At 66.4% G+C, this 13,268-nt stretch carries 11 protein-coding genes and 1 pseudogene; 4 read left to right on the top strand and 8 right to left on the bottom strand.

The window, feature by feature from the left end; genetic code table 11:
• Positions 1-3: 3 nt before the first annotated feature.
• From AC22G6_RS04060 to AC22G6_RS04045, 4 genes are all read right to left on the bottom strand, one after another.
• On the bottom strand, positions 4-1,368 hold the full coding sequence (locus AC22G6_RS04060) for a sigma-54-dependent transcriptional regulator (protein ID WP_487365709.1): 1,365 nt from the start codon (positions 1,366-1,368) through the stop codon (positions 4-6).
• Positions 1,365-2,921, bottom strand: coding sequence for a sensor histidine kinase (locus AC22G6_RS04055; RefSeq protein WP_487365708.1), 1,557 nt, complete (start codon positions 2,919-2,921; stop codon positions 1,365-1,367). Before AC22G6_RS04055 ends, AC22G6_RS04060 begins: the two co-directional genes overlap by 4 nt.
• 2 nt (positions 2,922-2,923) lie before the next feature.
• Complete coding sequence (locus AC22G6_RS04050; RefSeq protein WP_487365707.1) at positions 2,924-3,160, bottom strand: PP0621 family protein; 237 nt, start codon at positions 3,158-3,160, stop codon at positions 2,924-2,926.
• A gap of 139 nt (positions 3,161-3,299) precedes the next feature.
• Positions 3,300-4,460, bottom strand: a complete 1,161-nt coding sequence (locus AC22G6_RS04045) for a pyridoxal phosphate-dependent aminotransferase (protein ID WP_487365706.1) — start codon at positions 4,458-4,460, stop codon at positions 3,300-3,302.
• 218 nt (positions 4,461-4,678) lie between these two features.
• Here AC22G6_RS04045 and mtnA point away from each other — a divergent pair, with 218 nt between their 5' ends.
• The 3 genes from mtnA to AC22G6_RS04030 are packed head-to-tail and all read left to right on the top strand — an operon-like array spanning position 4,679 to position 8,845.
• Positions 4,679-5,749, top strand: a complete 1,071-nt coding sequence (mtnA, locus tag AC22G6_RS04040; protein WP_487365705.1) for an S-methyl-5-thioribose-1-phosphate isomerase — start codon at positions 4,679-4,681, stop codon at positions 5,747-5,749.
• Positions 5,746-6,405: a class II aldolase/adducin family protein gene (locus AC22G6_RS04035; RefSeq protein WP_487365704.1), complete on the top strand. Its 660-nt coding sequence runs from the start codon at positions 5,746-5,748 to the stop codon at positions 6,403-6,405. The genes mtnA and AC22G6_RS04035 overlap by 4 nt, the downstream gene beginning before the upstream one ends.
• A gap of 49 nt (positions 6,406-6,454) precedes the next feature.
• Positions 6,455-8,845 (top strand): putative bifunctional diguanylate cyclase/phosphodiesterase, encoded by a 2,391-nt coding sequence (locus AC22G6_RS04030; RefSeq protein WP_487365703.1) that lies wholly within the window; start codon positions 6,455-6,457, stop codon positions 8,843-8,845.
• Between the two features lie 20 nt (positions 8,846-8,865).
• Here the strand turns inward: AC22G6_RS04030 and AC22G6_RS04025 are convergent.
• Positions 8,866-9,801 (bottom strand): annotated as a pseudogene (locus tag AC22G6_RS04025) (NAD(P)-dependent oxidoreductase); the annotation flags it as partial.
• Positions 9,744-10,625 (bottom strand): NAD(P)-dependent oxidoreductase, encoded by an 882-nt coding sequence (locus AC22G6_RS04020; RefSeq protein ID WP_487365702.1) that lies wholly within the window; start codon positions 10,623-10,625, stop codon positions 9,744-9,746. The gene AC22G6_RS04020 and the pseudogene AC22G6_RS04025, both read right to left, overlap by 58 nt.
• A 95-nt stretch (positions 10,626-10,720) precedes the next feature.
• Here AC22G6_RS04020 and ybiB point away from each other — a divergent pair, with 95 nt between their 5' ends.
• Positions 10,721-11,638 (top strand): DNA-binding protein YbiB, encoded by a 918-nt coding sequence (ybiB, locus tag AC22G6_RS04015; RefSeq protein ID WP_487365701.1) that lies wholly within the window; start codon positions 10,721-10,723, stop codon positions 11,636-11,638.
• A gap of 34 nt (positions 11,639-11,672) precedes the next feature.
• Here the strand turns inward: ybiB and AC22G6_RS04010 are convergent, their stop codons facing one another.
• Both AC22G6_RS04010 and AC22G6_RS04005 read right to left on the bottom strand, forming a co-directional pair.
• Positions 11,673-12,560: a pirin family protein gene (locus tag AC22G6_RS04010; protein WP_487365700.1), complete on the bottom strand. Its 888-nt coding sequence runs from the start codon at positions 12,558-12,560 to the stop codon at positions 11,673-11,675.
• Positions 12,561-12,606: 46 nt separating this feature from the next.
• Positions 12,607-13,206, bottom strand: a complete 600-nt coding sequence (locus AC22G6_RS04005) for an FMN-dependent NADH-azoreductase (protein WP_487365699.1) — start codon at positions 13,204-13,206, stop codon at positions 12,607-12,609.
• Between the last annotated feature and the right edge of the window lie 62 nt (positions 13,207-13,268).

The following is a 13,268-nucleotide window of genomic DNA, read 5'->3' as shown; positions in this document are numbered from 1 at the left end:
GACTCAGTCCATGCCCCATTTCTGCAGGCGATAGCGCAGCTGACGCAAGGTCATGCCGAGCTGGCGCGCCGCCGCAGAGCGGTTCCAGCGGTTTTCGTCGAGCGCACGCAAGACCTTGATGCGCTCGTCGTCGGAGTCGGCCACATCGTCGTCCTCGCCCGTATCCAGGTCGAGCCCCGTCTGCGTCAGCCCCTCGCACTGCTGCAGATCGAGATCGGCAGCCGTAATCTGGTCGGATTCGCACAGCGCACAGGCACGCTCAAGCAGGTTTTCCAGCTCGCGCACATTACCCGGAAAGCTGTGTCGGGAGAGGGCTGCGAGCGCATCGGGCGACAGCTGCCTGACCGCTCCGCCCTCACGCTCGGCCAGTCGTCCGAGCACATGCGCGGCGAGATCCGGGATGTCTTCCGGGCGCTCGCGCAATGGCGGCACGCGCAGCGTGATCACGTTGATGCGGAAGTAGAGATCCTGACGGAAGCGGTTCTCGTTCACCAGCTGCGCGAGGTCGCGGTGGGAGGCCGAGAGGATGCGGACATCGACCGATTCTTCGGCGTGCGCACCGACGGGGCGCACTGCGCGCTCCTGAATGGCGCGCAAGAGTTTGACCTGCATCGACAGGGGCAGCTCGCCGACCTCGTCAAGGAACAGGGTGCCGCCGCTGGCCGCCTGGAACAACCCCTCCTTGTCGGTCGCCGCACCGGTGAAGCTGCCCTTGCGATGACCGAAGAATTCGCTCTCCATCAGCTCCGGCGAGATCGCACCGCAGTTTACCGGCACGAAGGGGGCGGCCGCCCGCGCACCGAGGCTGTGGATCAGGCGCGCGATCACTTCCTTGCCCGTACCCGACTCCCCATGAATGAAGACCGGTGCCTGATTGCGTGCCAGCTTCTCGACCTGCCCCCGCAACTGCGCCAGCGCAGCCGAAGTCCCGATCAGCTTGCGTCCGCCTTCGCCCTGCGCCGCGTCCGACGGCGCCTGCAGCTTCAGTGCGTGCGTGACCAGTTCGCGCAAGGCCTTGAGCTCGACCGGCTTGGTCACGAAATCGAAGGCGCCGACCTTGAGCGCACGGATCGCGGTCTCGATACTGCCGAAGGCGGTGATCACGGCTACCGGCAGGCCCGGGTACTGGCGCTGGATGTGCTCGACCAGCTCCAGCCCGTCGCCATCGGGCAGTCGCATGTCGGTCAGGCAGAGCCGGTAGCGGCGACCTTCGAGCAGGGTTCTGGCTTCGGCCACCGTGCCCGCTGCATCGCAGCCCAGCCCCATGCGCATCAGCGAGAGTTCGAGCAGTTCGCGGATGTCTTCCTCGTCATCGATCACCAGCACATCCACGCTGGCACTGCGGTTACGGCGATCTGAAACGCTCATGGACAACTCCGTCCGGTCAGCACGAAATGCGCGCCCGTGGAGTCCGACACGGGCTCCAGCGTGGCGTCGTTGGCGTCGGCAAGCTCGCGGGCAATATACAGCCCGAGGCCGGTACCTTTGGCGTGCGTGGTGAAGAAGGGCTCGAACAGGTGGGCGCGGGTGTTCTTGTCCAGCCCGGGTCCATCATCCTGTACATGCAAGCGTACGCAGCCGTCCGCGCCCACGTCTGCGCGGATGCGCACCGAGCCCGGCTGGGCAGAGCAGTAGCGGCGAGCGTTGCCCAGCAGGTTGTCGAGAATCTGGTGCAGGTGCGCGCGATCGATTGCGAGCGTGAGCTCAGGGTCGATCTCGACGCTGAAAATCGCGCGTTCGGCCCCGTCGCGCAGCCCCTGCGCATCGACCACCTCGGTCACGAACCGGGCAAGTGGCAGGGCCTCGGGCTGCGCCTGCTGACGACGCCCGAGGGCGAGCACGTCGCGGATCATGCGCTCGATGCGCTGCGCGTTGTCGTTGATGATGCGCGCCAGCCGGCCCTGCATGTCGGCCCGCTTCTCCTCCTGAAGCAGCTCTGCCGCCTGGGTGACGGCCGACAGCGGATTGCGGATCTCATGCGCCATGCTGGCCGTCAGCCGCCCCAGCGCCGCAAGCTTGAGTTGCTGCATCTGGCGCTGGATATCCTCGAAGTCAGTCAGGTAGATCAGGACATCGCCCCCGCTTGCCGCTTCGGAATCCGCTTCCATCACGCGACAGCGCAGCAGCCTGCGTGCGGGCCCGAGCCGCATCAGACGCCCGTCCGCACCGCCACACTGCGCGCGGCAGTCGCCGAACGCGGAGTCGATGTCGGCCAGGGCCAGTCCATCCATGCTCTGCAAGCCCAGCAGGGCAGCCGCCTGAGGATTGGCCTGGCGGACGAAACCGTCGGGTCCGAGCACGATCACGCCATCGCGCATGTCGCGGATGATGCGTTCATTGACCGCCTGCTGCTTGACCAGCTCCTTGCCACGCCTTTCCGCAAGCGAAGCGTTGTTCTTGGCCCGCAGCGCAAGCAGGCGCGCCACCAGTGCAATACCGAAGAATGCGATGCAGGTGATACCGACCTGCAGAAAGTCACCCGGCGTGCCGTCGGCGATGAAACGCCAGCCATTCTCGGTGAGCACAGCCAGCGTCGTCAGCGCCGCAAGAAAGAGCACCATGCGCCCTTCGGCCACCAGCCCCGCACCTGCGAGCACAATCATCATCAGCACTGGCATGCCGCTGCGGAATCCGCCACTGGACCACATGAACGCCGTCAGCATGAACACGTCGATGACGACCTGCAGCGTCACCAGACGGTCGAAACCCATGCGTCGCGCAGCATCGGGAAACCCGAGGGTCAGAACGGCCCCGAGATAGCAGATCGCGGTAACGAGAAAGATGGTCGGGTGTTCGCTGCCCAGATTGAGCTCGCGCCCTGCCACCAGAAAGATGCCGGCGATGATGAGCCGGAACAGGTTGAAAAAGCGCAGCGACTGCAGTCGCGCGGGGTCGACGCCGGACAGCACGGAGTCACCCAAGCCTATTCTCCCCGGCCGCCATTACCCAGACGACGGTGCCCTTCGCAGCAGTAGAAACCGCTTTCGTCGCGAACGCCTTCGCTCTCCGGGACATGCACACCGCAATGCGCACAGGCCAGCACCCGTTCGGGCTCGTTCAGGCGCGGATCGCGCCCCGGGCCACGCCGCGGTCGCTTGAGGGCACGACGCACCCACCAGATACCACCCAGTATCAGCAGAAAGATCAGCAGATTGCGCACGATGGAGAGCGGGCCGCAAGAGAGAATGAGACCGGCAGTTTACCACGCAGGACGGCGGCAACGCCGCCGCCCGCGGGGACATGCCACCACCGGCCGAGTCGCGCCGGAAGGCAGGCAAAGCAGTATGACGAACCCGGCTTCAGCGCAGCTTCTGCAGGCGTTCGCAGGCCGCTGCGAGCGTGCTCTCGTTCTTGGCAAAGCAGAAGCGGATCACGCCTTCGTCGCGACCATCGGCGAAGAACGCCGATACCGGAATCGCGGCCACCCCCGCCTCACGCGTCAGCCAGTCGCAGAACACGCCATCCGGCTGATCCGAGATCGCACCGTAGCGGGCCAGCTGAAAATAGGTGCCGCCCGATGGCAGGAGTTCGAAGCGGGCGCCGGAGAGCCCGGCGCGGAAGTAATCGCGCTTGGCCTGATAGAAGGCCGACAGCTGCAGATGACGGCCGGCATCTGCCATGTAGTCCGCAAGCGCAAGCTGCACCGGGGTGTTGACGGTAAACACGTTGAACTGGTGAACCTTGCGGAACTCCGCCATCAGTTCGCGCGGCGCCACCACGTACCCCACCTTCCAGCCGGTGATGTGATAGGTCTTGCCGAAGCTCGACACGACGATGCTGCGCGCCGCCAGCTCCGGATGCGCGGCACAGCTCTGATGCACGGCGCCATCGAACACGATGTGCTCGTACACCTCGTCCGACACCACCACGATGCCGGTGTTGCGGGTGAGCGCTGCAAGCTGGGCGAGGTCGTCCGCGGACCACACGGTCGCGGTCGGGTTGTGAGGAGAGTTGATCATGATCATCCGCGTCCGCGGCCCGATTGCCGCCGCGACCGCAGCCCAGTCCGGACGGTAGTCCGGCGCCCGTAACTGCATGCGGATGACCGTGCCGCCGGCCAGCTCGACCGCCGGTCCGTAGGAGTCGTACACCGGCTCGAACACGATCACTTCATCACCGGCATGAACCAGCGCACTGACCGCAGTGAACAAGGCCTGGGTGGCACCGGCGGTCACCGTGACCTCATGCTCAACATCGTAGCGCGTTCCGTACAGGCCCTCGACCTTGCGCACGATGGCTTCGCGCAGGGGCAGACAGCCCGCCAGCGGGGCATACTGATTGAAGCCCGCCCTCATCCAGTGGGCGACACGCTCGAACAGCACATCCTCCGCATTGAAGTCGGGAAAGCCCTGCGACAGGTTGATCGCACCGCACTCCTGAGCGAGCCGGGACATGACGGTGAAGATGGTGGTGCCGACGTTCGGCAGGCGCGATTCGATCGGTGCGGGAAAATGCGGCATGGGAATCCTGGCGGATCGGCAATGGCTGGGATCTGCATTTTCGCAGAGTCGCGCCCGATCGCAAGCGCCGCGCCACCGGGCATTCGGACTTGCGGACAGGACCGAGGACTGGCACATTCCAAGGCTTAACTTGCCCCAGAGAGCAGGAGACAGGACCGTAGCAGGCCTGCGGCGACGCACTTTGTCGCCCGCACCCGAGCCCGGTCCGGATCCACACCATGTTCGTACAACCCGTTCCGACGCTGTGCCGTGATGGCGACAGCCTGCTGATACTCGACCAGACTGCGCTGCCATGGCGGCGTGAGCAATGTCGCCTGAACACCCTCGACGAGGTCGCGCACGCCATCCGGACCATGCAGGTTCGCGGCGCGCCGCTGATTGGCGCCACGGCTGCAATGGGTGTTGCGCTCGCCCTCACCCGCGCGGGCGCCGAAGACGAACAGCTCGAACACGCCCTGGCACTGCTCGCCGCCACGCGCCCGACCGCGGTCAATCTGCACTGGGCGCTGAACCACATGGCCGGCATTCTGCGTTCGCTGCCGGCGCCGCAACGCACGGCAGCAGCCTGGGACGCCGCCGAGGCAATCTGTGCCGACGACGCAGCGACATGCGACGCCATCGGCCGTCACGGCCTCGCCCTGCTGCGCGGCCTTCCCGCGCGCAACGGGCGCCCCTTGCGTGTGATGACCCATTGCAATGCCGGCTGGCTGGCCACGCTCGGTGCGGGCACCGCGCTCGCCCCGGTCTACGCGGCCCAGGCCACCGGAATCGACATCGAAGTCATCGCCAGCGAAACCCGCCCGCGCAACCAGGGCCTGCTCACCGCCTGGGAGCTGCGCGAAGCCGGCGTGCCGCACATGCTGATCGCCGACAACGCCGCAGGCCACCTGCTGATGCATGGCGAGGCGGACGTGGTGATCACCGGGGCCGACCGCATTGCCGCCAACGGCGACAGTGCGAACAAGATCGGCACCCTGCTCAAGGCGCTCGCGGCGCGGGCCGCTGGCATTCCCTTTTACATTGCCGCGCCCTATTCGACGCTCGATTTCGCCAGCCCCGACGGGGCCGCGATTCCGATCGAGGATCGCGGTGCCGACGAGGTCTGCTCGTCCATCGGTGTCGACGCACGCGACGAAGCCATCTCGCTGCGCATCGCGCCCGCCTGCACGCGCGCGGCCAACCCCGCTTTCGACGTCACACCGGCCAGCCTGATCACCGGCATCATCACCGAACGCGGGGTGATCGCGCCCGCGGCGCTGAGCGCGACCTATGCGGAGCGCCAGGGATGAGCATCACTGAAGAAGGCCTGCGCGAGGAGCTGTTCGCCACCGCGCTGGAGATGGGGCGCAGCGGCCTCAACGTCGGCACCTCGGGCAATGCCAGCGTGCGCTGGGGTACGGGTCTGCTGATCACGCCCAGCGGCATTGCCGCAAGTGCCTGCACCCCGGCCGACATGGTCGAGCTCGACAGCGACGGCAGCGCCACGGGCACACTGACGCCGTCCTCCGAGTGGCAGCTGCATCGCGACATCTACGCGGCTTGTCCCGGCGCAGGCGCGATCCTTCATGCCCACTCCCCGTTTGCCACCGCGCTCGCGTGCCAGCGCAGGCACATCCCGGCCTTCCACTACATGATTGCCCGCTTCGGCGGCACCGACGTGCGTTGTGCCCCTTATGCCACGTTCGGCACTCAGGCCCTGTCGGATGCTGCCGTCGCTGCACTCGTCGACCGCAGCGCCTGTCTGCTTGCGAACCACGGCATGGTGGTCTTCGGGCGCGATCTCGCGCATGCACTCGCTCAGGCCATCGAGTTCGAAACCCTGTGCGAACAGTACTGGCGCACCCTGCAACTCGGTGACCCGGTCCTGCTCTCGGCCGCCGAAATGGCAGAGGTCATCGAGCGCTTCCGCTGGTACGGCCGTCCCCGCGATGCCAGCGCATCGTGAGCACCTCCGGCAACACGCAAGCTCCACTCATGACAGCACGCCCTTCGGCATGAACCGACCGCCACTGCTGCCACTCGCAGGCACGCTGCTCCGCCTCTCGCTGCCGCTGATCGTCTTTGCCACCATCTGGGGCGGCCTGGGCAAGCTCGAGCAGCAGGCCCGCGAAGGCGAGGAGCGGCAGAACATCTCCGCCTTCCAGCGCACTGCCGCGCAACAGGTCGAGCGCCTGCGCAGCGAGCTCGGCACCACACGCATCGAGCGTGCTGCAGACCCGCGCAAGCTGGTGGCCCGGGTACTGGACAACCGGCGCGATGCGCGCGACGTCAGCCTCGAGATCATCGACCTTGGTGGCGACCACCCCAGGCTGATCTACCAGGACCCCGACCTGCGCCCGAGCACGATGATGTATGTCGAACAGCTCATCATCGGAAAGCAACGCTGGCTGGTCGAGGTCTCTCCCCTGCCCGGTCATTACCTGCTGAATCCCAGCCAGTCGGTCGAAACCCTGCGCTGGGGCGGGCCGCTGATCGGGCTGCTCGTTGCGCTGCTGGTGGCGCTGCTGCAGTCGCACGGGCGTAGTGTCAGGCGTCAGGTGCTGCGCCAGACCAGCGCGCTCGAACACATGAACCACCAGCTCGAACGCAGCAACAGTGCCTTGCAGGCTGAGATCGCACGCAGCACCGAAGCCGAGCGCAGCCTGCGCAACACGACCACGCTTCAGCGCGCCATCCTCGACGGTTCGGAATACGCGATCGTATCAACCGACACCAATGGCCTGATCGAACTCTTCAATCCGGCAGCCGAACGCATCTTTGGCTGGCGCGCCGACGAGCTCGTCGGCCGGGCCACGCCGCTGCTGTTCTGCCCGGAAGAGGAGCTCGCCCGCCTCGAAACCCGCGATGGCCGCGGACTCTTCGCGATGATTGGCGAGGCCCGCGCCGGCCATGCCGCCGAACCCCGCGAAATGACCCTGCGCCGCAAGGACGGGCACGAGTTCCCGGCCAGCCTCTCGGTGTCGCCGCTCCACGGCCCGGATGGTGCAATCCGTGGCTATCTGGGCATCGCCTCCGACATTGGCCGGCAGAAGGCGGCCGAGTCCCGCATCCGCTTCCTCGCGCATTACGATTCCCTGACCGAACTGCCCAACCGCAACTATCTCGGCCAGCGCCTGGCCGAGGCGCAGGAGCAATGCCGGCGCCGCGGCGAGCCGCTGGCGCTGCTGTTTCTCGATCTGGACCGCTTCAAGTACGTCAATGACTCGCTCGGTCACCACGCGGGCGACCTGCTGCTGCAGGCGGTATCAAGACGCTTCATGACCTGTGTCCGGGCAGAGGACACGGTGGCGCGCACCGGGGGTGACGAATTCGTGATCCTGCTGCCTTCATTGCCGGACCGCAGCCGCGCCGTCGAGGTCGCAGAGCGCATCCTGGCCGCATTGCGCGACCCCTTCGACATCCGCAGCCAGCGCCTGACGATCTCGCCCAGCATCGGCATCGCCCTTTATCCGGAAGACGGCGACGACGCCGAAACACTGATCAAGCACGCCGACGCCGCCATGTATCAGGCCAAGGCGGCCGGACGCAACGCCTACCGCTTCTACGACAGCCAGTACGCCCGCGAGCTGTCCGATCGACTGATACTCGAGAACGAACTGCGCCTCGCGCTCGAGCGCAAGCAGTTCATCCTCCATTACCAGCCGCAACTCGATGTCTTCAGTGGCGAAATCACCGGGGTCGAGGCCCTGTTGCGCTGGCAGCACCCGCAACACGGCCTGGTGCCGCCCGATCGTTTCATTCCGATTGCGGAAGACTCCGGTCTGATCGTTCCGATCGGCGACTGGGTGCTGCGCGCCGCCTGCGCGCAGGCGCATGCCTGGCGCGTCGCCGGCCTGCTCGATGCCCCGATGGCGGTCAACCTGTCGGCGCGCCAGTTCGATCAGCCCGATCTGCCCGAGCAGATCGCCAGCGTGCTGGAGGCGACCGGACTGCCGGCCACCCGCCTGGAGCTGGAACTGACCGAGAGTCTCGTAATGCGCGAACCCGAGCGCAGTTCGGACACGCTGAGCCGTTGCAAGGCGCTTGGTCTGACGATTGCGATCGACGACTTCGGCACCGGCTACTCCAGCCTCGCCTATCTGCGGCGCTTCCCCATCGACCGTCTGAAGATCGACCGCTCCTTCATCAAGGACATCGTCGACGAACCGGACGACGCCGCGATTGCACAGGCCATCATCGCGATGGCGCACAGCCTGAGGCTGAACGTCGTTGCCGAAGGCGTGGAAAGCGACGCGCAGCTGAGCCTGCTGCGTAAGTGGCGCTGCGGCATCTACCAGGGCTTCCTGTCCAGCCGCCCCTTGCCGGGCGAAGGTCTCACGGCGCTGCTGCGCGGCATGAAAGCCGCCGGGGTCGCCGAACTCGCACCGCCTCCGCGGCAGCACTGACGGCGACCACCGGGGCGGGATCAGGCGGCAGCCGTTCCGCTCATGGTTTCGAGCACGCGCAACAGGCTCGACGTGTCGTCGTGGCCCAGACCGGATGCCATCAGGGCGTTGAGCTGCTGCCAGACCTGAGCGGCAATCGGCAAGGGAATACCGAGGGCACAGGCCTCCTGCATCAGGATGCCGAAGTCCTTGTGATGCAGACGCGCCTCGACACCGGCGGAAAAGTCGCGACTCACCATGCGCGCGCCCATCACTTCAAGCACCCGCGACGCGGCCGACCCGCCCATCAGTGCCTGACGCACCGCAGCCAGATCCACACCATGTGCCTGAGCCAGATGCATGGCTTCGGCACCGGCCTGAATCGCCGCCACCATGATCATCTGGTTGCAGGCCTTGGCCACCTGCCCTGCACCCGCCGGCCCCACATGCACGATGCGCTTGCCGAGAACCTCGAGCAGCGGGCGCACCCGCGCCAGCGTCTCCGCCTCACCACCGGCCATGATGGCGAGCGTGGCATCGATCGCGCCCTGCGCGCCGCCCGACACGGGCGCATCGAGCCAGCCCACGCCACGGCCGGCATGGTGCGCAGCAAGCCTGCGCGCGCAACCCGGCGCAATCGTGCTCATGTCCACATGGACCGCACCCGCTGCAAAACCGTCTGCAAGCCCCTGTTCGCCCAGCACCAGCGCCTCGACATCCGCGCTGCCGGTCACGATGCTGAATACGACCTCGCTGCGCGCCGCCAGCTCGGCGGGCGTGGCACAGGCAAGCGCACCTGCGGCGACCACCTCTGCGGCCGCCTCCGGGCGCCGTGCCCACACCGCCAGCTCATGCCCGGCACCCAGCAGATGACGGGCCATCGACGCACCCATCGCGCCGAGGCCAATGAGGCCCAACCTCATTCGCCGGCTCCGCCGCTCATGAGCTCGAGCAGCTTCAGCATCGCGATCGAGTCGTCCTCGCCCAGCCCGCTGCCGACCATCGCATTGAACATCTGCGCGGTGGCAGCCGAGGACGGCAGTGCAAGCCCGAGACGATGCGCCTCTTCCATGACGATGCGCATGTCCTTCTGGTGCATCCAGGCCTTGAAGCCGGGACGGAAGTTGCGGTCGAGCATGCGCTGGCCGTGGTTCTCGAGGATGCGCGAATAGGCAAAACCGCCGAGCAGGGCCTCACGCACCTTGCCGGCATCCACGCCGCTGCGGGTGGCGAAGTTGAGCGCCTCGGCCACTGCCGCCACCCCGACGCCGGTCAGAATCTGGTTGCAGGCCTTCGCGACCTGGCCTGCGCCCGCGTCGCCGATGCGCGTCACCGACTTGCCCATGGCCTCGAACACCGGCCTGATTCTGTCGAACGCGGCCTCATCGCCACCGGCCATGATGGTCAGCGAGCCGGCAATCGCACCCACCTCGCCACCGGACACCGGTGCGTCGATCATGCTCACGCCACGCGCCTTGAGGCCGGCGGAAATCGACTGCGCCGCCGCAGGGGCGATGGTGCTCATGTCGGCGTGAATGTGCCCCGGTCCCGCACCTTCGGCCACGCCGCCGGCACCGAGCGTCACCTGCTCCACATCCGGCGCATCGGCCACCATGCTGATGGTGATCGCGGCACGCTCTGCGACCTCGGCGGCGCTGGCACAGTCTCCGGCACCGGCTTCAAGCAGCGGCGCCATCGACTCGCGGCGGCGGCTCCAGACATGCACCGTGTGGCCGGCCTTGATCAGGTTCAGCGCCATGGGGCGGCCCATCAGGCCCAGTCCGATAAATCCGACTTCCATTTCGACTCTCGCTCCGTGAGAAATTCATAGAAAAGCAGCGCAGCCGGCCCACACACCCTACCGCGAACGGCACGGGCAGCGGATAATCCCGACTCATGAACTGTGCTCCCATGATCAAGGAAATCGGGCGCGGCGCCAAGGGCGCCCGCTCTCTCGAACGCGACGCGGCCGCCACCCTCTTCGGTGGCATGCTCGACGGCAGCGTGGCCGACCTCGAGCTCGGCGCCATCCTGATCGCCCTGCGGATCAAGAGCGAGTCCCTCGACGAACTGCTCGGCTTCAAGCAGGCCATGGACGCGCTGGGCGCACAGCTCGTCGTGCCCGATGGTCCGCGCTGTGTCGTGCTGCCGAGCTACAACGGCGCCCGCCGCCAGCCCAACCTGATGCCGCTGGTGGCCATGTTGCTGGCTCGCGATGGCGTGCCGGTGCTGATTCAGGGCCGGCACGATTTTGAATCCAGGGTCAGCCCCTTCGAACTGCTCGCAGCGCTCGGCATCACACCCGCCAGCGATACTGCCGAAGCCGGCGCGCAACTGGCCAGCCGGCATCTCACCTGTCTGCAGGTCAGCACCCTGCTGCCGGGGCTGGACCGTCTGCTTTCGCTACGTCCGCGCATGGGTGTACGTAGCAGCGCCCACACCATGGCCAAGCTGCTCGACCCATGCAGGGGTCGCAGCGTGCGGGTGGTGGCCGTCACCCATCCCGAATACCTCGAGCGCATGGACGAATTCCTGCGTGCGGATGGTGGCCACGCCATGCTGCTGCGCGGCACCGAAGGCGAGATTTACGCCAACCCGAGACGCTGCCCCGAGATGAAGGCCTACGCCGACGGCACGGGCCAGACCGGCGTCGCAGGCGAGGATGGCGGTGCGCCTCCACTTGCGGGACTGCCCGACAGTCCGTCGATTGCCGACAACGTGACGACGATCCGCGCCATGCTGAGCGGCGAGCAGCCCGTCCCCGCCCCCATCGTGGCGCAGGTCCGGGCCTTGAAGGCACTCGCGCTGGATTGAACTTTCGCGGTCGCACCCTAAGGCCTGACGGCCCTCAGCCCGCCAGCCTGCCGTCCCGAAAATCGTTGAGCGCCTGATAGATCTCCTGCTCGGCATTCATCACGAAGGGGCCGTATTGTGCAATCGGCTCGTTCAGCGGCTGACCAGCGATGAGCAGCACCCGCGCCGGCGCGGCACTCTCGAGCACCACGCCGTCACTGCCTTCGGCCCTGCCGAGGATCGCCATGCGCTGCGCAGCGACCGGTTTTTCTCCGATCGTGACCTCGCCGCGATAGACATAGACGAAGGCATTGTGAGCTTCAGGCAGCGACTGAACGAAGCGCCCGCCGGCAGGCAGATGCAGGTCGAGATAGAGCGGCGCACTGGCCTCGCGCGTAACCGCGCCTTCCACACCATGACTGCGACCCGCGATCACGGTGACGGCCACGCCTTCGGCAGTCTCGAACCTCGGCAGTTCGGCCGCGGAAAAATCGCGGTACCACGGCGCGCACAGCTTGTCCCGTGCGGGCAGATTGAGCCAGAGCTGGAAGCCTTCCATCACGCCTTCTTCCTGCTGCGGAACCTCGGAGTGGATCACGCCACGACCGGCCGTCATCCACTGCACGCCGCCATTCTCCAGCAGGCCTTCGTGTCCCGCGCTGTCGCGATGAAGCATGCGCCCGGCAATCATGTAGGTGATGGTCTCAAAGCCACGATGCGGATGATCGGGAAAGCCGGCGATGTAGTCGTCCGGATTGTCGCTGCCAAAGGCATCGAGCATCAGGAAGGGATCAAGCCGGCGCTGCAGCGCCTGTGTCAGCACACGGGTCAGCTTCACGCCCGCGCCGTCCGAGGTCGGGCGCCCGACAACCAGTTGTTCCACAGTTCGCGGCCGCAGCACACACTCGGCCTGCAACGCGGACTGAAGATCTTTTGTTGTCATTTCAAGCTCCTGTGCGAGCGGGGACGATCCGCCCCCGCTGTGACTTTCAGCTCAATGCGGCGTCGATTTCCGCATCGGCATCGGCAAGCGCCTGGCGCGCGGCGTCCGGCCCCATTGAGAAACCTTCAGCATAGATGAAGCTGACATCGGTCATGCCGAGAAAGCCGAGGAAGGTTCTGAGGTGCGGCACCTGGGAGTCCAGTTCGGTACCACGGTACTTGCCACCGCGAGCAAGGGCGACATAGACCTTCTTGCCCTTGAGCAGACCTTCGGGCCCGTTCTCGGTATAGCGGAAGGTGACGCCTGCGCGCGCAACCGCATCGATCCAGGTCTTGAGCTGAACCGGAATGCCGAAGTTGTACATCGGCACGCCCAGCACCAGCACATCGGCCGCCTGCAGTTCTGCGATCAGGGCGTCATCGAGTGCCGCACGTGCTGCCTGCTCGGGGCTGCGCTTGTCTGCAGGGGTAAAGATGGCGCCCAGCGCGGCTTCGTCCAGCACCGGGTGCGGCGTTGTGGCCAGATCACGGACGTTCAGCACGGCGTCCGGCGAAGCCGTCTGCAGGCGCGCCACGATGGCGTTTGCAACACGCGTGGAGTTTGCACCTTCGCTGCGGGCGCTGGCATTGATTTGAAGGATGTTCATGATGTGCTCCGGTAAGTGGGGTTTCGATGGCCACACTTTATTCCTGCACAATAATGATGACA

This window comes from Parazoarcus sp. PS-13 R2A (genome assembly GCF_057621855.1).
Note: the sequence above shows the minus strand (reverse complement) of the source record. Positions and strands in the feature narration are given on the sequence as shown.